At 58.9% G+C, this 26,751-nt stretch carries 23 protein-coding genes; 7 read left to right on the forward strand and 16 right to left on the reverse strand.

Going from position 1 to position 26,751, the window contains the following annotated elements; translation table 11 throughout:
• Positions 1-79: 79 nt before the first annotated feature.
• Both P0D80_RS30055 and hisD read left to right on the forward strand, forming a co-directional pair.
• A complete protein-coding gene (locus P0D80_RS30055; protein ID WP_408179609.1) occupies positions 80-1,186 on the forward strand; it encodes a LacI family DNA-binding transcriptional regulator in 1,107 nt (368 codons plus the stop codon).
• Between the two features lie 154 nt (positions 1,187-1,340).
• Positions 1,341-2,648, forward strand: a complete 1,308-nt coding sequence (gene hisD, locus P0D80_RS30060) for a histidinol dehydrogenase (protein ID WP_408289218.1) — start codon at positions 1,341-1,343, stop codon at positions 2,646-2,648.
• 323 nt (positions 2,649-2,971) lie between these two features.
• Here hisD and P0D80_RS30065 read toward each other — a convergent pair whose 3' ends face one another.
• The 10 genes from P0D80_RS30065 to P0D80_RS30110 all read right to left on the reverse strand — a co-directional run bounded on the left by P0D80_RS30065 (position 2,972) and on the right by P0D80_RS30110 (position 14,786).
• The gene (locus tag P0D80_RS30065; protein WP_408179606.1) at positions 2,972-3,310 is read right to left on the reverse strand and encodes a hypothetical protein; all 339 of its coding nucleotides are present in this window, start codon (positions 3,308-3,310) and stop codon (positions 2,972-2,974) included.
• Positions 3,311-3,560: 250 nt separating this feature from the next.
• On the reverse strand, positions 3,561-5,354 hold the full coding sequence (locus P0D80_RS30070) for a CocE/NonD family hydrolase (protein WP_408289222.1): 1,794 nt from the start codon (positions 5,352-5,354) through the stop codon (positions 3,561-3,563).
• A 68-nt stretch (positions 5,355-5,422) separates the two neighbouring features.
• On the reverse strand, positions 5,423-6,859 hold the full coding sequence (locus P0D80_RS30075; RefSeq protein WP_408179604.1) for an MFS transporter: 1,437 nt from the start codon (positions 6,857-6,859) through the stop codon (positions 5,423-5,425).
• An 87-nt stretch (positions 6,860-6,946) separates the two neighbouring features.
• The gene (locus tag P0D80_RS30080; protein WP_408289226.1) at positions 6,947-7,765 is read right to left on the reverse strand and encodes an SDR family NAD(P)-dependent oxidoreductase; all 819 of its coding nucleotides are present in this window, start codon (positions 7,763-7,765) and stop codon (positions 6,947-6,949) included.
• A 4-nt stretch (positions 7,766-7,769) separates the two neighbouring features.
• Positions 7,770-8,738 carry a cyclase family protein gene (locus tag P0D80_RS30085; RefSeq protein WP_408289229.1) on the reverse strand — a complete coding sequence of 323 codons (969 nt, stop codon included), beginning with the start codon at positions 8,736-8,738 and terminating at the stop codon, positions 7,770-7,772.
• Positions 8,739-8,970: 232 nt separating this feature from the next.
• Entirely contained in the window at positions 8,971-11,172 is a 2,202-nt protein-coding gene (locus P0D80_RS30090; protein WP_408289232.1) for a xanthine dehydrogenase family protein molybdopterin-binding subunit, read from the reverse strand.
• Positions 11,169-12,149 (reverse strand): FAD binding domain-containing protein, encoded by a 981-nt coding sequence (locus P0D80_RS30095; RefSeq protein ID WP_408179599.1) that lies wholly within the window; start codon positions 12,147-12,149, stop codon positions 11,169-11,171. Before P0D80_RS30095 ends, P0D80_RS30090 begins: the two co-directional genes overlap by 4 nt.
• Positions 12,136-12,819, reverse strand: a complete 684-nt coding sequence (locus P0D80_RS30100; protein ID WP_408289236.1) for a (2Fe-2S)-binding protein — start codon at positions 12,817-12,819, stop codon at positions 12,136-12,138. The genes P0D80_RS30095 and P0D80_RS30100 overlap by 14 nt, the downstream gene beginning before the upstream one ends.
• Before the next feature lie 297 nt (positions 12,820-13,116).
• Positions 13,117-13,812: an SDR family NAD(P)-dependent oxidoreductase gene (locus tag P0D80_RS30105; RefSeq protein WP_408289239.1), complete on the reverse strand. Its 696-nt coding sequence runs from the start codon at positions 13,810-13,812 to the stop codon at positions 13,117-13,119.
• 101 nt (positions 13,813-13,913) lie between these two features.
• Entirely contained in the window at positions 13,914-14,786 is an 873-nt protein-coding gene (locus P0D80_RS30110) for an NmrA family NAD(P)-binding protein (RefSeq protein WP_408289303.1), read from the reverse strand.
• Positions 14,787-14,888: 102 nt separating this feature from the next.
• On the opposite strand from P0D80_RS30110, the gene P0D80_RS30115 reads away from it, so the two are divergent.
• The 4 genes from P0D80_RS30115 (at position 14,889) to P0D80_RS30130 (ending at position 19,288) form a co-directional block, all read left to right on the forward strand.
• Positions 14,889-15,842, forward strand: a complete 954-nt coding sequence (locus P0D80_RS30115; RefSeq protein ID WP_408179596.1) for a LysR family transcriptional regulator — start codon at positions 14,889-14,891, stop codon at positions 15,840-15,842.
• Positions 15,843-16,323: 481 nt separating this feature from the next.
• Entirely contained in the window at positions 16,324-16,647 is a 324-nt protein-coding gene (locus tag P0D80_RS30120) for a DUF4148 domain-containing protein (protein ID WP_408179595.1), read from the forward strand.
• A 386-nt stretch (positions 16,648-17,033) separates the two neighbouring features.
• Positions 17,034-17,891 carry an NmrA family NAD(P)-binding protein gene (locus tag P0D80_RS30125; RefSeq protein ID WP_408289244.1) on the forward strand — a complete coding sequence of 286 codons (858 nt, stop codon included), beginning with the start codon at positions 17,034-17,036 and terminating at the stop codon, positions 17,889-17,891.
• A gap of 209 nt (positions 17,892-18,100) precedes the next feature.
• Entirely contained in the window at positions 18,101-19,288 is a 1,188-nt protein-coding gene (locus tag P0D80_RS30130) for an MFS transporter (protein ID WP_408289247.1), read from the forward strand.
• An 84-nt stretch (positions 19,289-19,372) separates the two neighbouring features.
• Here the strand turns inward: P0D80_RS30130 and P0D80_RS30135 are convergent, their stop codons facing one another.
• From P0D80_RS30135 to P0D80_RS30150, 4 genes are read right to left on the reverse strand one after another with little or no spacing between them, the layout of a single operon-like run.
• Positions 19,373-20,662 carry an amidase gene (locus P0D80_RS30135; RefSeq protein WP_408289250.1) on the reverse strand — a complete coding sequence of 430 codons (1,290 nt, stop codon included), beginning with the start codon at positions 20,660-20,662 and terminating at the stop codon, positions 19,373-19,375.
• Positions 20,663-20,705: 43 nt separating this feature from the next.
• On the reverse strand, positions 20,706-21,632 hold the full coding sequence (locus tag P0D80_RS30140) for a polysaccharide deacetylase family protein (protein WP_408179591.1): 927 nt from the start codon (positions 21,630-21,632) through the stop codon (positions 20,706-20,708).
• A 14-nt stretch (positions 21,633-21,646) separates the two neighbouring features.
• Positions 21,647-22,141, reverse strand: coding sequence for an ureidoglycolate lyase (locus tag P0D80_RS30145; protein WP_408289254.1), 495 nt, complete (start codon positions 22,139-22,141; stop codon positions 21,647-21,649).
• A 1-nt stretch (position 22,142) separates the two neighbouring features.
• Positions 22,143-23,474: an MFS transporter gene (locus P0D80_RS30150; protein WP_408289258.1), complete on the reverse strand. Its 1,332-nt coding sequence runs from the start codon at positions 23,472-23,474 to the stop codon at positions 22,143-22,145.
• Between the two features lie 138 nt (positions 23,475-23,612).
• Here P0D80_RS30150 and P0D80_RS30155 point away from each other — a divergent pair, with 138 nt between their 5' ends.
• Complete coding sequence (locus P0D80_RS30155) at positions 23,613-24,512, forward strand: LysR family transcriptional regulator (protein WP_408179589.1); 900 nt, start codon at positions 23,613-23,615, stop codon at positions 24,510-24,512.
• A 125-nt stretch (positions 24,513-24,637) separates the two neighbouring features.
• On the opposite strand, the gene P0D80_RS30160 is transcribed toward P0D80_RS30155, so the two are convergent.
• Together P0D80_RS30160 and P0D80_RS30165 are read right to left on the reverse strand one after the other, a co-directional pair.
• Positions 24,638-25,954 (reverse strand): amidase, encoded by a 1,317-nt coding sequence (locus tag P0D80_RS30160; protein WP_408289262.1) that lies wholly within the window; start codon positions 25,952-25,954, stop codon positions 24,638-24,640.
• A gap of 267 nt (positions 25,955-26,221) precedes the next feature.
• Positions 26,222-26,635 carry a RidA family protein gene (locus tag P0D80_RS30165; protein ID WP_132379906.1) on the reverse strand — a complete coding sequence of 138 codons (414 nt, stop codon included), beginning with the start codon at positions 26,633-26,635 and terminating at the stop codon, positions 26,222-26,224.
• Positions 26,636-26,751 lie beyond the last annotated feature (116 nt).

Below are 26,751 nucleotides of genomic sequence, written 5' to 3' on the forward strand. Positions count from 1 at the left end.
AGGATATGATCTGGGTTTAATGCATCCCGAGCCGCTGCACGCCGGCGATACACAGCAACGATTCAATGGAAAAGCACTGATGAATCTCGGTCCGGTCAATAGGGAAGTCGAACCCGAACGACGCCCCGCTACGGCCTATGAGGTCGCTGAACTCGCGGGCGTGTCCCAGTCCGCGGTATCTCGCGTCTTTACTCCTGGTGCCAGCGTGTCGGCGACCATGCGCGCAAAAGTCCTGGATGCAGCACAGCAGCTTGGCTATCGTCCCAACCTGGTTGCCCGCTCGCTAATTACCAGACGCTCGAGTCTCATTGGCGTCGCGGTACCTAGTACCGCCAACCCTTTCTACCAGGCAGCCCTTGACGCGCTTTCCGCCTCCTTTGCCAGAATCGGCTACCGGGTATTGCTATTCACCTCCGATCCTATGGCGGGCTCCGACCCGCTCCTTGACGAGGTACTGCGGTACCGGGTGGATGCGCTCGTTCTCATATCGACAAGCCTTTCATCCCATTTCGCGGACGAGTGCCTGCAACTGGGTCTTCCGGTGGTCATGCTAAACCGCAAGACCGACAGCGATTCGGTTTCCAGTGTTACCGGCGATAACCGGCGAGGGGCAAAGGAGCTTGCCGCCTTCCTGCTCGCCGGTAAACATCGGCGTTTCGCGTACGTCGCTGGACTTGAACATTCATCAACCAGCCGGGACCGGGAGGCCGGATTCCTGGAAGGTCTGGCCGAACGCAGGGTCCGTCGTATTGAACGCGTGGTCGGAAACTATTCCACTGCTGACACAGAGTCGGCCGTACGCACGCTGCTGTCGTCGGCAACACCTCCAGACGCCATCTTCTGCGCCAACGATTACATGGCACTTGTGGCTATCAATCTTGCCCGCACGGAATTCGGACTCCAGGTCGGTACCGACCTTTCCATCGTCGGGTTCGACGACATTGAGATGGCGCGATGGCCCATCTTCGGGCTGACCACCTATTCGCAGCCCGTTGATCTAATGGTCCGGCGAGTCGTCCAGGTTGTGGAGCGTCAGCTTTCCACAGCAGTGGCGCCCACTGTGCAGCACATCATCGACGGAGAATTGATCGTGCGTGGATCCGCGCGCATACCACAGACCGGCGTCGTGCGGTCCGCAGACCACTGGATCTGGCGCTCGCGGAAGCGCCCGGACACATCGCAATGAGCAGCGTCCGGTTTCACACCAAACTTACACTTATCAATTGATAACTTGAGATTTTTCCGAGACGGGCCTATCCTTATGGTGCGTTTGCATCCGTATGCAAACGTACGTTGCATTCGAATGCAATCCACAGATTAAACATGAAGGAGAACGCCAAATGGCCAAATGGCTCAAGCACGGCGCAGAAGCCGAAGTGATCAAGTCTGCAGCGAAAGAAGTACGCGATACCGTGGAAGCAACCCTCGCGGACATCGAGACGCGTGGGGATGAGGCAGTGCGCGAACTATCGATCCGGTTCGACAAGCTGGATCGCGAGGATTACCGGCTGTCGCAGCGTGAAATCGACGATTGCCTTTCCCAATTGACCAAACGCGACATCGCGGACATCGAATTCGCGCAGAAGCAGGTGGAAAACTTCGCACGACACCAACGGGAATCGATCCGCGACATCGAAGTGGAAACGCTTCCCGGCGTAATCCTCGGGCACAAGAACATTCCAATCAACGCCGCGGGATGTTATGTGCCGGGCGGCAAATACCCACTACTGGCTTCCGCGCACATGTCGGTAATCACCGCTCGTGTTGCCGGTGTACCACGCATCATTACCTGCGCGCCGCCCTTCCACGGCAAGCCAGCTCCCGCCATCGTCGCTGCACAACATATGGCAGGTGCGAACGAGATCTATTGCCTCGGAGGCATCCAGGCGATCGGTGCCATGGCAATCGGCACAGAGAAGATTGCACCGGTGGACATTCTGGTCGGACCGGGTAACGCCTTCGTCGCAGAAGCCAAGCGGCAGCTTTTCGGTCGCGTCGGCATCGACCTCTTCGCGGGTCCGACAGAGACGCTCGTGATCGCGGACGAATCGGTTGACGGTGAGATGTGCGCGACTGATCTGCTCGGACAGGCGGAACACGGTCCGGACTCACCCGCCGTATTACTGACAACCTCCGAAAAGCTCGCGCGTGAGACGCTGACGGAGATCGAGCGGCTGCTTAAGATCCTCCCGACCGCCGAAATTGCCCGCAAGTCGTGGGATAAATACGGCGAAGTCATTGTTGCGGACAGCGACGAGGAGATGGTCAAGATCGCCAACGACATCGCCTCCGAACATGTTCAGGTGTTGACCAGCGACCTTGATTATTTCCTGAAAAATATGACCAACTACGGTGCGCTCTTTCTCGGCCCGCGCACAAACGTTGCGTTCGGCGACAAGGCCATCGGCACGAACCATACGCTACCCACGAAGAAGGCGGCGCGCTATACCGGTGGGCTTTGGGTGGGCAAATTCCTGAAGACCTGCACGTACCAGAAAGTTATCACCGACGAAGCGTCTGCCCTGATCGGTGAATACTGTTCCCGCCTGTGCGCGCTGGAGGGGTTCGCCGGGCATGGCGAACAGGCTAATCTGCGGGTGCGCCGCTACGGACACAAGGAGGTGCCATACGGCGGCGCTGCGGTCTGAAAAACTTTCAGACCGCCCAGTTGCGGCAACGAGTGCGGAGCCACTCGCGGGTGGCTCCGTACACCGCGTGCCATAACGTACCTTCACTACCGATGAGCAGTTCGACGACAATGCAAAATGCGCCATCTAGCCGGCCGCCGTCCTTGCACCTGGAGCGTCGACAAGCGTCACCCTTCTCGGTCATCACCGCGTGAACGCTACCGGTATGACACGCGGATTGCCTGCGGCGAAGCTGCGAACACCGCCCACGGCGCGGCTTCCCTCTCCCAACGTTCTGACGAAGCGGTGTATTGTGTCCGCCGCCGAACATCCGCGCGACCACTCTATGCCATTGCCAATAGAGGGCCGGCCATTGCCACCGAAAGGATACCCAGCAGCTGATCGTAGTGCATCTGCATCTCGGCATAGGTAACATCCGCCCGCCCGTCGTGCAGGGGAACATCAGCAACAATAACTGGCTCCGGCCAAGGGAAGATCGTTATGTCCGATGCCACCTCCCGGCAATGCTCCAAATGCCGGTTAAAGTTTTCGGCCGACTCAGCGTCTATCATGCGTCGACTGCCCTCTCGGCGCCGCAAGCGTACAGCCTTCCTGGCCGTCTTGACCTCGACATATAGCTGCGCGAGCGTGCATCGCATCTCTGCCTCCAGAGCTTCGCCCATTAAAATTTTGCTGATCGCTCGGAACGAGGCGTGCGCACTGCGTCGGCCTCAACCACGAGAAGCCTGGGACGAACAACACGGACCTGGTTGCCATCCGGTGAAGACTCCCGACACCGCATGGATCGCGATGCTGCAACGCTTTGCCAATCTCTTAGTATGCTCGGTAACACTGTGGGGTCGCGCGGTCCGTCACACCGGACCAGGGACCGGTAAGCCAGACCGCGCGAGCGTGCCGAACAAGGCGGATCTGCTATTTCACCATTGGCACTATCGGCAAGAGCACGTAGTTTTCACGCCCTCCGCCCAGGTGCAGTGTCGTTGTACCACCGAACACATCGGCAGGCCGGTCACGAGGATCGTCGTGGAGAAACGGGCCACAGCCGGTGAACTCATTCTTCATGTTCGACAACTTGCCACCGCTCCCGCCTGGGTAGACGTAATCCTTGCCGCGAACGCTCAGGGCGATGCGCGCTCCCGGCGGCACAACGATTGACGTCGGCCAGAGCTCAATATCGAGTTCGTAGATCTGGCCAGGCGTGAGTGGTTGAATCTCATCGTGAGTGTGATACGGCCGGAAAGGCAGTGATTTATCCTGGTCGAGCTTCCGGTGGGACGCGCGCAGCCACCCCTGTGCGATCGGCGTGTGAGGGTCCAAGGCCCCGACGAATACCACCTCATTGAAGTCGGCAGAAAATACACGCAAGACCAGAAACAGATCCGCGTCCTTTGTCGTAGACGATACATGAAGTCGCGCTGCGATAGGCCCGGTCACCTCCACCTCCTGCTCGACCGGTGGCGTAACAAACGTAAGGCCGTCACCCAGCGCGTCGAACGGCAGTCTCGCAACTTGTTGCTGCTGCACGGTATCCAGCACGTGACCGTCAGCGTGAAGGTGGTAACGAGTCCACTGCGTGTGCGGGATCGGCCAGTTCTCCTCGAAGCGCTCGACGAATCTCTCCCCCGGGTGGCGAACCTGTAAGCGTACCTTCGGTTCCTGATCCCAGCCGTTGCTCACACCCTTCAGGAAGTAATCGAAAAAACGCTTCTGAATGGCGATGCCGTAATCGGTGTAGTAGTGCGTCCAGTGCTCGATACCGTGAACCTCGAACCACTTCTGCTTCGAGGCGGCGAGCATGTAACCCTCGAAATTGCCACGCGGGTGGAGCCCCTGGCCGCCCCAATTGGCAGCCGACAGCACAGGCACTTCGATATCGCTCCAGTCGGGCGTGCGGCACGTGTGAAATTCGTCGATCAATGGATGCTTGATGATTTCGTCCCACATGTCGATTCTGTTGCTACCGAGTTCCTCCTCGGTCAGCGTCGCGGGGCCCGACACCCATTCGCCATTCAACCGGCTACGATAACCGCGCTTGCCGAGGCCGTGTTGCACGGTCTTCACCTGCATGTCGTACCAGTTCTGAGCGAACGTGCAGTAGATTCCACCGTGGAAAAACATCTCCCGGTAGTAATCCTGAAAGCCTTCCCAGACACAGATCGCAGCGAGGTGCTTCGGCTTTTCCGCAGCAACCTGCCACTGATTGTTTGCATAGTACGAGATACCGCTCAACCCGACCTTTCCATTACACCAGGGTTGGACACCCGCCCAGTCGATGCAACGCGCGAAGTCCTTGATCTCCTGAGCCGACCAGGTCTCAAGGTAGCCCGGCGAGCGACCCGCGCCGCGGCTGTCGACGCGGATGCAGATGTAATCGTGCGGCACCCATTTCTCCGGGTCCGCTACCTCCCAGCTCTGATACGCGTTGGAGGAACCAGCTGCCACGTCGGGATGTTCGTCCACCATGCGGGCCCACGCCGTCTTGTAGCCGTCTTCGAAATGCAACAGCTTTCCATAGGGTCCGTGAGACATCAGGACCGGAAAGCGGCCCTCTTTGGCCGGCCGGAATATGTCCGCCCTCAGGACAATGCCATCGCTCGTTCTGATCGGCACATCCCATTCGATAATCATACCCAGCCGGGTCTCGGTCCTCAGCGTCCGTGATTCGTCAGCCGGCGCATCGTCGGGCTCAAGTCTCGTTGAAGTCATTTCGTTTCTTCCTCTTTCAGGTTAATCCTGGGGTCGCGGGCGCGGCGGTCCCTCTATCTCGACCGTCTTCAATGGGCGATACGGTTGACCGCTTGTCCTGGTGTATCTGATAGCGGTTCAATGCCGGTTTCGCCTCGTTCAGAAGCGTCAGCGGGAGCCAGCACGGCAAACAGAATGCCGATCAAAAGGCCACAACCCGCAAGAAACAGAAACGCGGGAAGAACCGCATCTGTTGTTGCGCGCGGTGTGATGACGTTGCCCGTTCCCGCAATAACAGCGAGGCACAACGGACCGAGAATCTTGCCGATGCCGTTCGCGGCCTGGCCTACTCCGATGGCGCGGGCTGCAAGCCGCGTGGGGAATATTTCCGCCGAATAAGGGCCGATCACGCACCAGCCACCGTCGAAAAATAGAGCACCAACCGCAACCATGGCCACAAACAGCGGGAATCCCGCGACGGTTTGCTGGGCACCCAGCCCGGCGACACCAAGCGAGACCGCGATGCCAAAGCCGAAGATCGCGCAAACCCTCCTACGCGTGATCCACATAGGTAGCAAGGAAAGAAGCAGCCGGCCGGCAATTCCCGCGAGCGCTACGACGATGAAGTATCTTGCAGCTTCTGAAGGCGATATCTTTAGCAGCAACGCGACGATCGTTGGCCCCCAGAGATAGACTCCGTAGCCAGCCGTACTCAGTGCGGCCCACGTCACAATCACCAGTAGTGTGCGACCAGGAAACAGCAATAGCTCGCTGATCCGCCCATTGGGCGCAGGCGCATTTGTAACGCTCGTTGCTGTAGTCATCGTGGGTAGGTCATCGGCATCCATGCCGAGCAAGAGCGCGAATACGTTGCGTGCCTCGCCAAGCCGCCCTTTGCTGATTAGCCACTGTCCTGATTCGGGGACATACAGCGCAGCAAACAACGTCACGAGTAGCGGTGCAAAACCTAGGGCTGCAACGCCTCGCCAGCCGAATGCGTGCAGAAGGGTCGCGGCGGAAATCGAGGCAATCAGCGATCCGACAGAAGCGGCGATGAACGGAAAACCCGTCAACCGCGTGCGATAGCTCGCGGGTGTGTGCTCGACGAGCAGAACCGTCTGTGTCGTCGCCGCGCCTGCAAGCCCGCAGCCGACGAGAAAGCGCAACGCAGCGAACCCCAGCCACGCCCCTTCCGGTAAGAATGCAACTGCGCCTGCACCGAACCCGCAGATCGTTGTACTGATCAACAACACGCGCTTTCGGCCAAACGCATCCGCCAGAGAGCCGCTGAATAGCGAACCCACGATCGCGCCGGCCCCAGCGCTAAGGAGAATCAGCGACGATTCTCCGTAGGTCAGGTGCCATCCTGGACCGAGAACAGCGAGCAGGAAGCCGACGAGATAAAAGTCAAAGAAGTCGAGTGTAAAGCCGAGGCAAAACACGGAGAACGCGCCGAAGTAGCGCTTTGTGGGTCGCGAACTCGCGTATAGATTCAGCAAGTCCCGCCGCTGCGTGAAAGGTTGCATGAGCTGTCTCCATCTGTAATTTAGTCTGTGTAGCGATAACGTCACTGCTAGCGGTTACGGCATGCAGCGCGCCACCTGCTGCTTCCGTCACTGCGCAGTCCAGCCTCCGTCTATCCTCAGACTTGTTCCTGTCACCATCGCTGCAGCGGGCGACGCCAGGTAACAAACGGCCGCGGCGACATCCTCCGCCTGCAACAGCCGCCCCATCGGCAATCGCTCCATGACCCAGCTATGAAACCTGGCGTCCTCGAAAAAAGATTTCGTCATTGGAGTCTCGACGAATGTTGGCGCTACCGTGTTAACGCAGATACGGTACGCGGCGAGCTCCAACGCCATGGCCTTGGTAAGCCCCTCGATCGCATGCTTCGTCATGCAGTACACCGACCGACGGATGGCACCCACATGCCCCATCTGAGACGACATGTTGATAATCGATCCTCTGTCTGTGCTGCTCGCAATCATCTTGCGAGCACATGTCTGCGCTACCGTAAACATTGACCGCACGTTGAGCATCAGCATGGTATCGAGCTGCTCCAAAGTAACGTCAACGAATTCGGTCGGGAAATTCGTTCCCGCGTTGTTCACCAGGACGTCCAGCCGATCCATGCGGTCGACCACCGCAGCAAACGCATCGACATCTGTGACATCGCATACGAGTGCGGAGGCCTGACCGCCGGCGTCGTGGATTTTCCTGACTACCTCGTCAAGTTCGTTCGCACTGCGACTTAGCGCGTAGACCTTGGCGCCACGTTGTGCGAGAGCGCCCGCGATCTCTGCACCGAGCCCTCTTCCGGCTCCCGTCACGAGAGCCGCCAGGCCATCAAGATCCGAAGACGATTTCTGCGACCGCATCATTGTTCCCGTGGAGGTATCTTCCGCATCTTGCTCTTCCGATGTACCGTTCAAGGGACTACTTGATGGCGAGCGGATTGAGAGGCGAGCCAACTGCTTTTGTAATCGGCAATGGCGGCGCGGTGAACATGAACTCGTACACGCCATCTTTCGCGCAGTCCTCCGCGAGTTCCTTGACGTAGAAAATCTCCCCCATGCTGATCCCAATCATCGGGATCACGACCCAATGCCACGGCTGCGTGCAGTCGTCGGTTTCATTCGGGCGTACTTCACATCCCCATGTGTCAGTGCAGATTGCCGCGATCTGTTTGTCGTGCACCCAGTTCGCCGTCTCGAAGGCGAGACCAGGAGCTGAACCACCGGCGTATCCACCCCAGTCCCCCTCGTGAAGACAACGCTCCATATGACCAGTCCGCACGATCACAAAGTCGCCTCGACGTACGGTCACACCCTGAGCTCGCTGAGTCGCCTCGAGATCCTCGATTGAGATCGCATCGCCGTCCTGCAGCGAATGGACACCAAGATGGCGCGCGACGTCGAGCAACACGCCGCGACCTACCATCTTCGCTTTCGTCTTCTCGATTCCGTTCTTCTGAGCGCCATCGCTATCCACAAGTCGTGCGTCGTAGCCGTTCCACATCTTGTCGTCAAAAAAGATGTGACTAAGGGCGTCCCACTGTGTGCCGCACTGCAGTGGCAGCGACACGGCGTCATCCGCATATCTAAGACCGCCAGCATCCTGGTTTCCGGCAACCGCGTCGGTCCCGGTGGCGAGCATCGTGTGGATCGGGTTAAAGCGATTGCCCCAGTGCCCCTTCTGCGGACCGTCGCGATCGAAGTTCAAACCGAGGGAGAACACCTTGCCTTTGCGAACAAGCTTCGCAGCGGCCTGAATGTCCTCTTCCGCGACGTAGTTGAGGGTTCCAATTTCATCGTCGGGACCCCACTTACCCCAATTCTTGCAGCGCTCGGCGGTGCTACGCACGTGGTCCAGAGTGAATTTGTTTGCGTCGTAACGATGTACCATTTCCGTCTCCTTGTTTATTATTTGATAAATTATAAGTCGCCGAGTCAAATGTCAAGGGACTCATATGGCGCCAGCTAATGTTTTTTGCAGAACCTGGGGTACTTCCTGATCCACCATACAGGGCAGAATGCATCGTCCCCCGGCGTCGCTGCGGCCGCATCATGGAGCCGGACCGGCCGAGCGATACCGGCACCTGGTACACTCAACCGGTCAGACACCTCGTCACACCGCTTTACGCCTGGATGAGCTTGTCAGGTGTGATTGGCAGATCGCGTACACGTACTCCGATTGCGTCGAATACAGCATTCGCTACGGCCGCTGCGACGCCCGTCGCGCCGAGTTCACCGATCCCCTTGGCACCGAGCGGACCGGAGTTCGCGTCAAATTCGTCGACAAACGCCACGTCTATGTCAGGTGGGATGTCCGCGTTCACCGGAATGGGGACACCGGCAAGATCTTTTGCAAGCCAACGCCCGAGTGTCGGCTCGTAGTGGCTGGCCTCCATGGCGGCCATACCCCATCCCCAGACAATGCCACCAATCATTTGTGATCGGGACGTCATGGCGTTGATGATCCGGCCCGCGCTGTAGACACCCGTTGCCCGGCGAAGTCGCAGCAGTCCCAGCTCGGGATCAACAGCGACTTCTACGAAGACAACCCCGAAAGATCGCGTGGGGAATCCCGGAGAGCCCATATCTACCGGCGCGTTGCCAGGCAAATCAAATGCTCCGTCCGACGCGAGTTCAGCCACCCCAGCTTCGCCCAATATGTCCTGGATGGTGCGCGACGTACTGCCGTAAGCGATACGTCCGCCCTCTAGCGAAACCTGGTCCGCGGGCCAGCCGGCCAGCTTCGCCAGTTTGGACCGGACATCCTGCGCAGCCTTTTGCACTGCGGCACCCGTGCTTATCGTGGTGCTTGAGCCGTAGGTGGGCCCGGCATACGGCAGGTTCGTGTCCCCCGATAAGGCCGTCACGCGCGCCGGGTCCAACCCGAGCACGTCAGCAACGATCTGAGGAAACACCGTGGCAGGCCCCGTGCCAATGTCGCAGAAGCTTGATTCAAGTTGAGCCGTCCCGTCAGCACGTAGCCTCACCTTCGCGGTCGAGTGAAACCGTGCCTGCCCCTGACTGCAGTCCGCCATCCCGCATCCGATCCGCCAGTGACCGTCAAGCGTTCCGCCTTTCGGACGTTCGCGCCACCCGAAGCGTCTTGCGCCTTCGTCGTAGGCCTCCCGAAGCTTTTTCGACGACCACGGTTTGCCGCTCTCGGGGTCAAGCTCCGTGTAGTTAGCCAATCGCAGATCAAGAGGATCGACGTTTAGCGATCTCGCCAGTTCATCCATGGCCGAGCCAAGTGCCCAAGATCCCGGACCATCCCAAGGTGAACGCATGAAGGTCGGCAAAACAACGTGACCACGGCGGATTCGGTGAGTAGCAGAAATGTTCTGGCAGGCGTAGAAGGACTTTGCGGGTACCGCACCAAATTCCACATAGTCGTCGGTCATACCTGTCACATTCACGGCCTGATGGCTAACACCGAGAAGCCTACCCTGCGCATCCGAACCAAGGTGTACTTCATGGGTCATCTGAGGTTGATAGCCGACCATGCCGTATTGCTGCTGGCGGGTCAGCACCATCTTGACTGGCCGACCCGCGACGCGGGCAGCCATGCTGACCAGGATTTCATGAGGCCATACAAAGGCTTTGGTGCCAAAGCCTCCGCCCGTATGCGGGGCGACGACGCGAACTTTGGAATTATCGATTCCGAATGCTGCCGCCAGCGTGTTCTGCACCGCCGGAAGATGCTGCACAGCATCGTACACAGTCAGCCTCCCACCCTCCCAAACTGCGAGAATGGCGCAAGGCTCCATCGGGTTGCCATGACGAGAGGGTTGCGTATATTCGCCGCCTGCGCTGAACGCCGCACCAGCAATCGCACCAGCGGCGTCACCCTTGTGGAATTCGAGTGCATTCGCTTTCGAATAATTACCCTTCTCTGGAGCAACGTCCGTGGCAGGCGCGGTGTCAGGTACGACAAACGGGCGCCTTTCATAGCGCACGCGTACGACAGCAGCGCCCGCTTCGGCTGCCTGCAGACTCTCCGCCAACACCATGGCGACCGGCTGTCCCTCGTAGACGATGTCGTCCGATTGCATGGGAATGAATCGCGTCGCAAGGGGCGGCACACTGATTTCGTCCAGCTTTCGATGCGCTCGCGGCATGTCGGACGGCCTCAACACTCTGACCACTCCGACTCGTGCCAAGGCGGCGCTCGTCTCTATCGAGACGACACGTCCTGCTGGAATCGTCGCATTGACGAACACCGCATAGAGTTGAGACGGGAGGTTCCGATCGCCCGAATAGAGCGCGGCACCCGTTACCTTGATGGGGCCGTCATGCCGGGGAATGGATTGACCCAGATTGCTCATCATGTCCTCGCTGCCGTATCGATGGTGCGCAATACTGCGTTGCGTGCGATAACAACCTTATAGCCGTTGCGCGAAAGTGGGCGCGCGTCGACCAGACCTGCGTCGACCGCTGCGTTGATACCTGCGGAGCCTAGACGCTGACCGACCAATTTGCGCTCAGTTTCGTCCAACCTCCATGGCCGCATCGCCACTGAACCCAGCGCGATCCGCGCGTTCGCGATGACATCACCGTCAAGTTCGAGCGCCACGGCTGTCGACACAGTCGCGTACTCGTAGCTTTCGCGCTCGCGAATCTTCAGGTAGGCGGACTTTGGCCAGGCTCTCGGCAGTTCAACCGCGGTAATCAACTCCCCGCCCGCGAGTCGGTGATGCGCCGCCGGGTTTTCGCCGGGCAGCACGTGGAAATCGCGAGCTGGAATTCGCCGGCCTCCCCCGGGACGGTCTGTTATGAATACCGCATCGAGGGCCGCAAGCGAGACCGCCGGGTCCGATGGCTGTACAGCCACGCAGTCCTCGGTCCAGCCGAAAATGGCGTGCTTCTCGTTGAACCCGTGCAGCGCAGCACAGCCCGAACCCGCAACGCGTTTATTACAGGGTGTCGGCTCATCCGCGCGGAAATATGGGCATCGCACACGTTGTAGCGGATTTCCACCTATCGTCGCCAGATTCCGGATTTGCGCCGATGCAGCCTTCAGTATCGACTGCGAGAGGACAGGATAGTCACGCATGACCTGAGGATGCTGGGCGATATCGTTCAGCTTGCTCAACGCGCCGATGGTCAGCCCGCCAGACGATGTCTCTCGGATCTCCGACAAGCCCTCGATTCGACCGATATCAATGATCTTCGTTGGCCTCTCGATCCCAATGCGCATCCAGTTCAATAGCTCGGTGCCTCCTGCAAGGAACGCTGAGCCGCTGGAATTGGCAAGTGCGAGTGCTTCATCGGTCGATGACACCCGCTCGTATTCAAACGGCTCCATGGGCGCCTCCGTGCATTTCGACCGAAGCCGTCTCGACTGCCTCGGCGATTTGAGGATAGGCCGAACACCGACAGAGGTTTCCGCTCATCCACTCCCGAATTTCCGCATTGGACCGTGTGTGTCCCTCTTCAATGCAGCCGACCGCGGACATGATCTGCCCCGACGTGCAGAACCCACACTGGAAAGCATCGCATTTTATGAAGGCACGCTGCACCGGATGCAACGAATCGCCAGTTGCAAGTCCCTCGACCGTCGTCACGCGGCGGCCCTCCAGTGTGGCCGCGAGAACGAAACAGGAGTTGACTCGTCTTCCGTCCAACATAACCGTACAGGCGCCGCACTCCCCACGGTTGCAACCTTTCTTGGCACCGGTGAGGTGCAGCTGCTCTCGCAGTAGATCGAGCAACGTCACGTCGGAGCGCACTTCTACACGATGCGCAACTCCATTGATCGTGACCGATATGCGAACGAGATTGATTGCACGCGGAGCGTGAGACCTGCGCTCCGTCGACGTAGGGACGGGTGCAGCCTGGACGCCATTTAACGCCACTGACGTCGCAGCGGCGAGAGTCGACCGGAATAGACCGCGGCGGGTCATCGTAAGGCCACCCCCGGCTTGATGTTCATCGCCGTCGGCCAGATCTGATTTTGCTTCCCGTTCGTCTTTCATATGTATTCCTAAATATATGCATAACATTACGAACACAAAGCGTGCCTCGATTTCATGGAAGACAGCTACTCAAGAGCGCTTTGAGACACTTTCAAACCGGGGACAGGGTTTATTGTGCGCGCACGACACCGAAGGCTCGATAGCGTTTATGTCATTTTTAAAATGACAATTTGTCATTGATATTCCCTGCGAATTGCTTGTTCCCCATCTAAGAGCTTCGTACAACCGCGACTTCACGTACGGCTAGAGCGAACTCTCATTCTTTCATGTCGAAAGAACCGGCGACGGCTGACAACCTTACCAAGGTAGAATTTCATTGCGGTAGTTCGCAAATACAAGTCCGTGCGTCCCGCGGCGCCTTTCCAGCGCTTCTACGACACCGGGAATACTCGTGTCGATGTCCAGAAGCGCTTCCGGGCCGCCCATTTCAGTACGGACCCATCCTGGCGCGACCACGTAGAAGGTGCGCGTATCCCCCGCACGCCGCGCGACCAGGGATCGCATCAAGGTATTGAGCGCCGCCTTGCTGCCGCGATATACCTCCCAGCCTCCAGTGGTATTGTCGGCGATACTTCCCAGCTCCGATGACATAACCGCGACCATACCGTCCGGACGCACATATTCGACCATCCGCTCGACGACGCGCATCGGACTCAGGGCATTCGTCACCATGACCCGCACAAACTCTTCCGTCGAAACCTCGCCGATCGTTTCCTGCGGGTCATTGGTCACGCCGGCATTCACAAAGAGCAGATCAAAACTTCTGTCCCCGCAACGCACGCATAGATCTTCCACTTCGTCCGGCTTCGTAATATCCACGTATTCAATTTCTAGTGCGTCGCTAGCCTTTTGCAATTCGTGCAACGCTGTTTGACCGCTTTCGCGGCGCACAGTGGCAAGCACGTTCCATCCGCGGTGCAGATACTCACGCGAAAGTCCCAGTCCCAACCCGCGGGACGCGCCAATAATCAGAACAGTTGGTTTCTCAGACATGACATAATTCTCCTAGGGGAATTTAACTAGCCGATCTCGCGTTACGAGTGGGATATCGGGCCTGCAACGCCCGGAACAGCCGTACAGTCGGACGGATTCGATCAGACGGTTTCAGCCATACGCTGGATCATCCCGCGCACGACCGTTTCCAGCGGAACACTGCCTTTGACCGTACTTAGCGGGTATTCGAATTCGATCCATCCTTCGTTGAAGCCGTCCAACATCTGGATACGCGGCAACGGATTTTTCATTCCTTGCGACGCGAACAGACCTTCCCACGTATCCCGAGCCACAGACTCCATCCGAATATCTCTACCCAGTAACCGGGAGAACACTTCTGCGACTTCGTTCGGCGTCGTCCGACGCGGTCCCTCGAGTTCTATGATCCGGTGATCAGTCCAATTCTGGCGGAGCAGGCTCGCCGCCATCCGACCTACATCGGCGGTTGCTACCATAGGAACAGGCCTGTCTAACGGATAAAGGAAACTGGGAATTACGCCAGACGCAAGCGCCGGCTCCAGGTCGAAGGCGGTGTTTTCCATGAACCATCCCGCGCGGAGGCACGCGACTGGCATTGGCAGCAAGCCGAATGTTCGCTCCATCATTCCTGATTGCTGCAGCAAGCTGGGCTGCGTTGCCTGGGCACCGATAGTGGACAGGCAAACTACACGCTTGGGCATTGATACGGCCAGCGCGTCGCTCACTGCGGCGATTGTGGTCCTCGCCTCTGGAAACCCGGGTGCCGGATCGAAATTCGGAGGTAGCAAAATGAAGACTGCTTCCGCCCCGTCAAAGGCACGCGCCAAGGCGACTGCGTCGTTCATTTCAGCTACTGCCACCTCGCATCCCTGGTTTGCCCAGTCCTCTCCTTTTACTGGATCACGAACGACTCCACGCACTTCCAGGCCCGCAGCAAGCAGAACACGTGCAACGACACCTCCTACTTGCCCGGTAATTCCAGTAACCGCAAACATCTGCCCCTCCTGATTCGCATCGTTCGATGGGGCAATTTTGTGCGCCGACACGTCTTTTCGCGATAACATCAGTGTCATTTGATATATGCTGCGGGGGCATTGATGGCCGGCTTCGACGAACGAATTCTGAACGGGATGGGTGTTCTGTCCGCGATAGTCGACACCGGCAGTTTCGCTGCTGCGGGTGACATGCTCGACATGTCTCAGTCGGGTGTCAGCCGCTGCATAGCACGGCTTGAAACGCGCCTAGGGGTCCGTCTCCTGGACCGCACGACGCGTTCTGTCACACTGACGGATGAGGGCCGCCGCCTTTACGAGCAAGTGATACCACTGCTTGCGGCGCTTGAAGAGGCCGCGACGTCCGCTACCGAGGGAGCGACAGCGGTACGCGGTCGCCTGAGGGTCAATGTCGATCCATTTTTTTCCCGCCTGCTCCTTGCCCCGAAGTTAGGGTCATTTATCGATCAGTATCCGGAGCTCCGACTGGAATTGGTCACAAGGGATCAGCTCGGCGATATGATCGCCGACGGCTTTGACCTAGCGGTCCGATTTGGTGAACCGCGACCTTCCAGTCTTGTGGCACGAAAGCTCCTCGATACGCGCATCCTGACCGTTGCAGCGCCCGCCTATCTCAAGCGCAAGGGCCGCCCCGAGCAACCCTCCGAGCTCGAAAATGACGCTCACCAATGCATAAGGTTCCGGGATCCCGAAACAGGGCGACCCTTCGACTGGGAATTTCACCGCGGGCGCAAGAAAATTTCCATTGAGGTGGCTGGGCGACTCACTGTCAACGATGTCGGCACAATGCATAGCGTCTGCGTGGCCGGGCACGCCATTGCTCAGGTGATGGAGCTCGGTGTAGAACAACTACTCGCGGATGGCCGGCTCGTGGAGCTGTTCCCCGACTGGCCCGACGATCGATTCCCACTTTACGCACTCTATCCGTCCCGCCATCATGTTCCGGCAAAGGTGCGCATGTTTCTCGATTTCATTGTGTCGCTCAGCGCAGCCCCAGAAAAGATGCTCGATAGGCGAACCAAGGCTAGCCGTCCCTAACGGCCAAGTCGCTCACTATCTTTTGGCTCAGAAGGTGGTCGCGTGTAGATGAGCGGTTCACCCGTCCTCCCGTGACCCTGCACTGACGAGTTTGGATCTCCCGGCTGCTAAAAAAACCGGCGCATTTCCGAGACTTTAACGACACACGTCCCCTATCGCGGTAGACAGTAGCGTCCGGCTCCCAGCTAAACCGTCGTCCGTCGCGACCTCAAGACGTAGCGGGGACGTCGTAACCCCAGCCCGTCTCCCAACGACGCGGATACATGCCGAGCATTTTGCCAGCCGCACTGGCCGCAGAAATTTGCCGCGCCGCGTTTCGGTAGCGCGATTCACTTCAGCCTGTCAGTTTCCCGGCGATCCGTTCATGACAATCCGGCATCGATTAAATGACTGCGATGCTATTTCAGTTTCATCTCCTTTTGTCCACAATCCATTCCACACCATACGTTCTTCTCTTAACCCAAACCGAAGGAGATTTGCCATGAACTTCCGCCAACTCACCCTGGTCGTCGCAACTGCCCTCGTCTTTCCAATCGCGAGCCATGCCCAGGAAACCGCTTCCACTGTAACCCGTGCCCAGGTCCGCGCCGAACTCGTTCAGCTTGAAAAGGCCGGCTACACGCCTGGCCGCGCCAACGATCCCCACTACCCGGACGACATTCAAGCCGCTGAGGCCAAGATTAGCGCACAGCGCAACACCGATGCCAACGTCGAAACCAGTTTCGGCGGCGTACAGGACAGCCGCACGGAATCGGGCAGCCACACTGTCGTTAAAGGGCTCGGTTCAATTTATGCGCATCGCTGAGCCACATGCCGTCCGGCGCGAAAGTATCTACACTCTGCCTCGCCGGACGGGCGGCTTTCAGGCTGGACTTTCGTCCGCCCGAACTATATGTAGTAAATCGCCCGCACGCTTTACTACGTACCAAATGCCGCATGCGCAGCCCTGCTACTGTCACAAGTCTTGAATCCACTCGTGATCTTTAATGACATTGCGTCATATCACTTCTGACGTGACGGATATTCATTTACCAAGTCGTCCAACTTAAGCTCCAAGAAACTTCATCGGAAGGCAGCGATGCGTCGAATCAACGCTCTGCCAAGTTATTCGCCATCAACCAATTGTTTGGATACCAGATTGGGCGGTCTATTCGCCTGACAGGTTTAATACCGTTTAAAGGACTAAGTCAAATGTACGCGATTACAGGAATTACAGGAAAAGTCGGCGGTGTCGTCGCCCGAACGCTTTTGAAGGCAGGACTGCCTGTTCGTGCCGTTGTCCGAGACATCGCAAAGGGTCAGCCATGGGCAGAGCTCGGTTGCGAAATCGCTCTTGCGGAAATCGGCGACGCCGAGGCACTTACGAAGGCTTTTGACGGTGCAGACGGCGTGTTCTTGATGACACCTCCAAACTACGATCCCCAACCTGGCTTCCCGGAAACACAGGCTAACGCTGTTGCAGTCAAGAAAGCGCTGGAGACTGCGCGGCCAAAACAGGTAGTATTCCTTTCGACAGTTGGTGCGCACATCGCCGAACCGAACCTGCTCAATAACTCCAAGATGACCGAGGAGATGCTTCGCACCCTGGACCTCCCGGTGTGCATGCTCCGTGCGGCCTGGTTCATGGAAAACGCGGCGTGGGATGTAGATGCGGCGCGCACCGGGGCAATTCATTGCTTCCTGCAACCGCAAGACCATCCAATACCGATGGTGGCCGCTGATGAGATAGGAAGCAACGCCGCAGAAATCCTTCGTGACGAATGGACCGGCGTGCGAATTGTCGAACTGGAGGGGCCTGCGCGCTATAGCGCAAACGACATCGCGTCCGGGTTCAGCGCCGCCCTCGGCCGTCCTGTGCGCATGGTCCCGGTGCCGCGCGATACATGGGAAACACTGTTCCGGTCCCAAGGCATGCAATATCCAATGCCCCGTATTCGGATGATCGATGGATTCAACGAGGGTTGGATTGACTTCCAGGGCGGTATTGGCATTGAGCACCGCAAAGGCCAAATTCCTCTCGATGATGTCCTGAAGGCGCTTGTCGCGTAACTGGGCAAAGATACGTCGACAGAAAATCGGTTTCTGTCTCCCGCTACCTATCCGCCCGAACAAATGACAAGATGGCATTGATGAGATGAGAGTCGCGATATTGTTGGCTCGGTGGAGTCCTCGGAAAATCGACCCGTTGATTAGTTAATCGGACCGCTGGGGGTTGAGCAAAACGTAGTCAACGCCCAGCCGCAAATCAGGGGGTTACAGTGGCGACAGATCTATCAATTGAGGAATCGCACGGTTCCTCAACTCACCGCATCGGCTTTGCGATGACTGCGCTTATGGCGCTCGCATGCGGACTTATCGCAGCCAGCAGTTACCTCGCACAACCTCTTATCGTCTTCATCGGGCCCAAGGTCGGACTGCCGCTTTGGGGCGCAAGTCTGGTCATGACACTCAGCCAGGCCGGCTACTGCGTCGGACTAGTCCTTCTCGCCCCACTCGGCGATCTCCTGGAAAATCGACGACTCGTTTTGTTGACACTTACCGGACTCTGCGTCGCGTTGACTGTGATGGCGGGCGCTACCAATGTTGTTTTGCTCCTGGTGGCCGCGTTTTCTCTTGGTGTCGGAACCACCGCCGTACAGATGCTTATCCCTTTGGCGGCGCACATGACTGACGATGCGTCCCGAGGTCGAGTAGTCGGCAAGATCACTGGCGGACTACTCGCAGGCATCATGCTTGCGCGACCTGTCGCGAGTGTCGCTGAAAACGTCGTGGGGTGGCGTGGTCTATATATTCTCGACGCCGTCATTCTTGTCGCGCTCACGTTTCTTCTCAGTCGCCAGCTTCCAGTTAGGCAACCGGACGCAAAGCACGACTACAAGGCGTTGATCGGATCTTTACGTTCGCTAACGCGAACGCACCGAGCCCTACGGCAACTCTCGGCGGCCCAGGCATGCCTATTCGCGGCATTTAGCCTCTTTTGGGGTACTGCGCCAATCATCCTCATGCACCGATTCGGGTTCAACTCGACGGCAGTGGCATTGTTCGCGCTCGTCGGGGCGGCCGGCGCATTGTCGGCACCTGTCGCTGGCTACGCCGCCGACCATGGGTTCGGACGGATTGGTCGCATGGGTGCGATTTCGGTTGTCGTCTGCGGGTTCGCGGTGGCGGGGACCTTGGATTCGGTGGCAGGATGGGTCATAGGAGCGCTGATGATCGACGCAGGTGTGCAGGCATCCCACGTCATTTCACAGCGAACCATACTAGCGCTGGACCAATCAGCCAGCAGTCGCCTGAACAGTCTGTACATTGCCATCTTCTTCCTTGGCGGCGCCTTGGGCTCTGCTCTGGTCTCGCCCCTGCTGCTGACCAATTGGCGATGCACCGCAGTGGCAGGAGCGCTGATTGCCTCATTAGCCGCGGTATTTTTTCCAGGTAAGATGCAATGATCAGCGCGGCTAGCAGTCGGGCCAAGGGGCGCGTCGAGCGCGCGAACCACTACCACACGCGCTTTCCACGATCCGGACGAACGCCTACCGATCGGCGTGGTTTCGCCGATCGACAAACTTGTGCAGAGCGAGTGCCCAGCCAATTAACTCCCTGTCCGTACCCGGCTTCCCGACCAGTTGCACACCGACCGGCAGGCCATCCTCGCTCAACGCAGTGGGCAAATGGATGCACGGCCAGCCCAGTAGGGACCACGCTTTATTGAAGGCCGCGGTTCCAGTCGATTCGAGCCCTCTGGGAGCCGGACCCAAAGCGCTCGACGTCAGGACGACGTCCGCATCGCCGAAGTAATCCGCCCAACACAAACGCTGGGTGTCTTGCCACGCCTTCATCTCGCGATAAGTCTGCGCCGGCATCTCCAGTCCTTGGTCGATAGCCTCACGCAACGGCCGGCTCAGTTGCGCTGCGTGCTCAGAGGCCACCGGTAAGAGGCTGCGCGCCAGTTCGTAACGCATGATCACCGAATGCGCTTCGAGAAATCTGGCTGGGTCCGTTAATTCGGGAACCGGTTCGATCGCCGTCAGATCGCGAAGCGCACTCCTCGCATCTTCGAGAGCGGCCTGTGCTGCGTGTTCCAGCACATGTCCGGGATTGCCCGGCAAAAAACCGATCTTTACCGTCCGCATATGTTCGGTTGAGTACAGCTGAGGTGGAGCATCGGGGAGCATGACTTCCGCGACCCGCGCCACGTCAGCCACATCGGCGCAGTACCAGCCGATCACATCCAGCGACTCGCACATTATCTTCATACCGTCGCGACCGAGCGCCCCGAAACTCGGTTTGAAGCCGACGACACCGCAAAACGCAGCCGGCCGGATCATCGATCCGCCAGTTTGCGTGCCCAATGCCATTGGCACCATGCCTGCAGCTACGGCAGCGGCCGAGCCGCTCGATGAGCCTCCCGGCGTATGTTGGCGGTTTGCCGGATTGCGCGTGGGTCCCGGCGTCATATAAGCGAATTCGGCCGTCACCGTCTTGCCGATCGGCACCGCTCCGGCTCGCCGTAACAAGGCGACGCAGGATGCATCGAATTGGGAGGGCGAAGTGCTGCAGGCCTCGGAACCGCATCGCGTCGGCATGCCGGCCACGTCGATGATGTCCTTCACGCCGAATGGAACCCCCGCCAGCGGACCGGATGCGGTCCGCGCGGACGCGTCAATGAGGTCGCTCGCAGACGCGACATGCGACCAAGCGTTCAACTCTCGTTCTCGCCGTGCAATGACCGAAAGCGCACGGCGTGCTGCATCGAGTGAATCGTCCACCCCCGTTTGCACTCGACGGGAAATCTCGACGACGGAATAGGCATCGGTTGCCATTTTCATTCCGGGATCGTCAATAGTTGGCCGCGCTGCACTTTCCTCAACTCCGCCCTGCCGCGCTAAAAGGATGTTCCTGCAACCAGTGATTCGCGATATCGATGCGGCGGCACATCCACACATCCTCCCGCCGCGCGAGGCTGTCGAGCAAACGCTCGAGTCCCGCGGCACGGCCAGGATGACCGATCAAACGCATGTGCAGCCCGATAGACATCATCTTCGGCGCTCGAGCGCCTTCGCGGCACAGCATCTCGACCGCGTCGTTGACGAACATGTAGAAGTCCTCCCCGGTCGCCATCGCGCCGCGCGCGAACTTGACGTCGTTATTTGTCAGGCTATACGGAATCACCAGATGCGGCTGCTGTTGCACCGTCGTCCAGTACGGGAGCTCGTCGTTGTACGCGTCAGAATCGTAAATGAATCCACCATGCTCAACCAGCAACTTGCGAGTATGAACGGTCGGCGCATAACGGCAATACCAACCCGCTGGTGGCCGTCCCGTGGAGTGGGTAATAGATTCGAAGGCACGCCGGATTTCCTCCGCTTCCTGCTCTTCAGTGAGATCTTGCGCCCTCACCCAGCGCCGACCGTGACTGCACACGTCCATGTCGCCATCGCGGATTACCTGCGCGAATTCCGGATTGCGCTCCAGCGCCTGCGCGCAGGCGAACGCGGTGGCAGGCAAACTGCGCTCCTCAAGCAGGCGCAGTACGCGCCAGATACCCACCCGGCTGCCATACTCGAACATCGACTCGGCAGCGAGATCGCGGCCCTCGAAGCCGCCCGCCCCTCCTTCGCCCAGGCCACTTTCAGAGTGGCCGTCGCCATCAGAGAAGGACGCTTCCGCGCCTTCCTCATAGTTGATGACTATATTGACTGCGAGTCGGGCGTCGTTGGGCCACCGGGGGTGGGGCGGCCGGCGTCCATAGCCGGTGAAGTTCCGTTCCAGGTGATCATATTTGCCGTCCATTGCGTGCTCCTGCTCTATAGCGCGACCATAACAGGCTCGGCCAGTCTCGTTACGATGGTGTCATCGCTGCGGCCGCTGTCCGCCATGATCACCGCTACCTCATTGACGTCGTCGAGCGACGTAAACGCGAAGTGCCAGACCGAGCGTCGATAGCACACGCCCTGGCCGCCGTCACTGGTAAAAGCGGAGAGCGTGGCGAGGTCGGGAAGGCCGTCTTCGCCGGGTAGTGCAACCGCGATCAGGTATGGAACCTCGCGCATCGGAATGAAGGTCTGATGGGAGTGCGGATGGCATTCCATCGTATCGATGGTGATAGACCGAGTGCGGCTCGGCTGCAAGCGGTTAATCCACAGACGCGGCGTAGTGCCAGCGTCGAGTCCGGCAAACGGCATTGAAAAATCGCGCCGTCGCTTTTCGGTCTTGTTTTCGAGAACTTCGCCATAGACCTCGAACGCGTTCGCGCTTAATGGCTTTACATCGATGTACGGTGCTGCGCCTGCCGTCGTCATATCAAACTGCCTTCCCTAAAGCACGTCGCGATGTTGTGAACATCGGTGTGCGACTAAAGAGTACCGTTAGCACGGTTCCCAAGACCAAAAAGCCCGCAAAAATCCACGCCGGCAGAGCGAATCCACCGCTGACCTGACGACTCCATCCCAGCAGACTGGGTGCGATCACACCAGACAGGTTAGCCAATGAATTAATGACGCCAATTGCCACGGCTGCCGCTGTGCCGGTCATCAATTCGGAAGGCAGTGTCCATAGCAGCGCGTTGGAAGCATAGACGCCCATCGCCGCGAAGCAGAGAGCGATCATGGCGGCCCAGTGCACGGGCAACAGGAACGCGAGAGCAATGAAACCGAGCGCACCGAACAGCGTCGCCGTGGCCAGATGCGCGACGCGTTCGCGATGGGTATCGGAATGGCGCGCCCATGACACCATTGCAATCACGCCAGCAAGATACGGTACGGCGCTCAGAAAACCAACCGTCGTATTGCTATAGCCAAAACTCTTGATGATCTGCGGCAAAAAGAACGCGATGCCGGTCGTACCAAATACGATGCAAAACAGCGTGCCGGCCAGCAGCAAGACAGCGCGGTTCGCGAACGCTGCTGACAACGGATAGCGTGCCTCTGAGTCGAGTGCGCGACGCTCGCTCTCGAGCATGCGTTCCAACCTGTCCTTGTCGTCAGGGCTCAGCCACGTCACGTCCGCGGGGTGATCGGCCAGCCACCATAGACAACCGATGCCGAGTACAACCGCGGGGATGGCTTCCAGTAGAAACATCCATTGCCAGCCGCGCAGGCCAGATACGCCGTTCATGCCGTCGAGGATCAGCCCGGAAATCGGACCGCCGATCAGGCCCGACAGTGGGATTGCAACGATGAAAATGCCTGTGACCCGTCCCCGGTAACTCGCGGTGAACCATCGGCTCAAGTAAACCACAATGCCCGGGAAGAAGCCTGCTTCTGCCATGCCAAGCAGGAAGCGCAGTACATAGAAACTCTTCTCGCCCGACACGAACATCATGGCGCCGGAGACCAGCCCCCAGGTCACCAGGATGCGTGCGATCCATCTTCTTGGCCCGACCTTCGAGAGTATGAAGTTGCTTGGCACCTCGAACAGAAAATAGCTGACGAAAAACGCACTCGCCCCGATTCCGTATGCAACGCTCGACAGCCCGACGTCCGCGTTCATTTGCAGCGACGCGAAGGCAATATTGACCCGGTCGACGAACGCGACGAAATAAAGCAGCATCAGGAAAGGCAGAATTCTCCATGCCACCTTTGTCATGACCGTTTGTTCGACACCGGAAAAGTTGACGCTTGCGACTTTATTCATTGGGGTGTCTCGGTCTGAGGGGGTTGGGCCGTTACGGCGCGCATCCGGTCTTCGGGATGCGATAACTGGCATTATCAAAAGCGGCCTTACAATAATCAACTATTGAAAATTATTCACACCGTATAAGAAAAGGTTATTGTGAACACGAGACTGCTGGGTATCTTCAGGACCGTCATGACGTCGCAGACCACGGTCGGTGCTAGCCGTGTGCTCGGGATCTCGCAGCCGGCTGTCAGCACTGCGCTCGGCCAACTTGAATCGGAACTTGGATTCCCGCTCTTCAATCGCGTGGGAAACCGGCTGGTCCCGCGCGAGGAGGCTAAGCTGCTGTTCAGCGCATCAGAAGCCATGTTCATGTATTCCGAGGCTCTCGACCAGACCGTCGAGGACATCAAGGAGAACCGCCTCGGACATGTGCGTGTGAGCGCCACGCCGCAGCTCGGGCACTCGATACTTCCGCAGGCAATTCAGCGTTTCATGATCGGCAAACCCGACGTAAAGGTGTTCTGCGACGTCGTCGATTCATTCAAGGTGATCGAAAGCGTTGAAGCGCTGGCGGCCGATTTCGGCCTGGCGATGGCGCTCGAACCCGAGCTTGACCAGTCGCTGAAGATGGTGAAGATCGCGTCGATCGAGATGGTTTGCGTCGTGCCCCATGGACATCCGCTTGCGCGGCGCAAACGCGTCGTGCCGGCCGATCTCGAGCCGTATCCGCTGATCGGTCTGTCGAGTCTGGCGCGCGTCAGCACGCAAATTGCTGCGGCATTCCGCGACGCCGGCGTGCCGTACCGCGTGGCTGTCGAGACACGCTATTCGGAGACCGCGTGCAGGCTGGTAGGCGCCGGCGCCGGTGTCGCGGTGGTCGACGCACTGTCGGCCGTCGCACATACCGGTCAGCAGCCGATTGTCGCGCTGCCGTTTCGGCCGAAGAACACGATCGACGCGTGGGCGATTTCCTCGAAAGACCGCCCTCTGACGCGACTCGCGGAAGCGTTGCTGGTTGAAACACGTGATGCGATAAAGGCTCTCCGGCCATAGGGCCCGTTAAACCTCAGATCCCAACCCGATCGGATTCGGGCGCGCGGGCGTGGTCGTCCGACTTTTCGGAAGTGGCGCTCCGTCTGTTCGCGCCCGTGATTAACGGGTCATGTAGGTCACGCTGCTCATTGCCCGATCGCGGGCGGTATGCGCTCATGCCAATCAGTCACCTGCTGATAAGCCTGACCGATACGCAGCGCCAGCGATTCATCATATCCACGGCAAACGATTTGCAGCGAGCTCGGCAAGCGCTCGGCGGTAAAGCCGTTTGGCAGCGACAGCGCGCACATATCGAGAAGGTTGACGAAGCGCGTGAGGCGGGTTGGTTGGTCGTTTTGATTCACCTCGCTGAGCGGTATGGCCACCGTCTCCGTTGTCGGTGTCAAGAACGCGTCCACCCCTGCCAACGCGGTTTTCATCCCCTGCTTCATCTGGTCCCGGCGGTGCAGCGTTGCCAGATAATCCTGAGCCGAGATGCGGGATGCACCAAGGACGCGAGAGCGGACCACTTCGTCGAGCGGCAGGCGCGGATCCTCGACGAGATGCCCGTGAGTGAAATACGCCTCCGCCATCGTGACGTTGGTCATTGAAATGAATTCAACGAGGCTAAACGGCAGAGCGATATCGACGATCTCCGCGCCGAGCCCGCTCAGCACTGCAAGTGAGCGGTCGTAAGCGTCCAGCACATCGGCCGCGACACCCAAACTTTCCTCGGACGGAAGGCGCGCGAGCCGCAGACCGCGGACGCCATGCTCCAGCGTCGAGATGGGATCGGCCGGCAGGTGGCCGCTCGTGCGATGATCGCGCGGGTCGGGGCCCTGCAGGAGATCGAAAAGCAGTGCCACGTCCCGAACTGTATGGGCCATCGGACCGGGCGTATCAAGAGTGGGGCTGAGCGGCAGGATGCCATACGTGCTGATTCGACCGATCGACGTTTTCAGCCCTGTAATGCCGCACCACGCAGCGGGCTGGCGGATCGAGCAACCGGTATCGGTACCCAGCGCCCAAGGCGCGAGGCGGGCCGCGACGGCGACGGCGGAGCCGCTGCTCGAGCCTCCAGGCGTGCGCGGCACGTCAGCGTCCCACGGATTCCACGGTGTGCCTCGATGCTGGTTCATCCCCCACGCGCCACAAGCGAATTCCACCGTGTGCGTTTTGCCAAGCACAATCATCCCTTGGCTCACCAGGCGACGCACGACCGTTGCCGTTACGGTCGCGCGATGATCGAGCCGGCTCGCGGAGCCGCCTGTCGTGATCCGTCCTTCGATGTCGATGATGTCTTTGATGGCCACCGGGATACCATGCCAAGGTCCCACCGCATGGCCCGAACGAATCGCCTTATCCGCTGCCTCAGCGGCGAGTCTCGCCTCTGGCGCATAAACCTCCACGAATGCGTGCAGCTTCGGGTCGTGCGTTGCGATACGCGCGAGCAGCGCATCCATCAAGTCCACAGGCGACAGACGCCGTGCCGCGATTTCCCGCGACAGGACATACGCGGGTGCGAGAGCAATATTGTCAGTCAAGTCAGGATCTCCACTTCATGCCGAGTACAGGCCCTCGACAGGTTCGTATAGGCAGCGCGGAACGGTGTGCACTTCGGTCTTACTGCATATTGACCAGAGTCGCATATTATTCGCAACTTCAGGCGTTGCGCACAGCCGCGTGACTCGAACAAAAAAGTCTACGGGATTCCCGGGGCGATTCAAGTATCAAGCGGCAGCTGAATTCGGCCTGCGAGCAATAAAGTCAATTTCGACGAGCGCGTCGCGCGCCAATCCAGTCACGCCTATACAGGTCCGCGCCGGCAATTTCCCAGGCGGGAAACAGGCAGCATAGACCGCGTTCATCGTCGCGTAATCTCGTTTGAACTCGGTCAGAAAGATCCGCACGGAGAGGACATGTTCGAGGCCAAGCCCGATCCCCTTTAACACGAGGACCAGATTGTTCATGACCTGGGTCGTCTGTGCGGCCACACCTTCTGGAAGCGGTGCGCTGTCATCGTCCGGTGATGTCGGCATCTGGCCAGTGAGAAACACCCAGCCGTTTTGTTCGGTTGCATGCGAGAAGGGACCGACCGGGGTAGGCGCGCCCTCCACCATCCAGAACTTCGTTGATGAATCCATCTGCTGTCACTCCATGAACAAAGAAAAGCGTCGTATGAGTCCGCACCCGGCAGAGCTCCTACGCCTCGCGCTGGCACATCCGGCACGCCAGCCCATGTGCAACGCCCGCGGCCCGG

Source organism: Paraburkholderia sp. RL17-373-BIF-A (assembly GCF_046030175.1).
Lineage (GTDB): Bacteria > Pseudomonadota > Gammaproteobacteria > Burkholderiales > Burkholderiaceae > Paraburkholderia.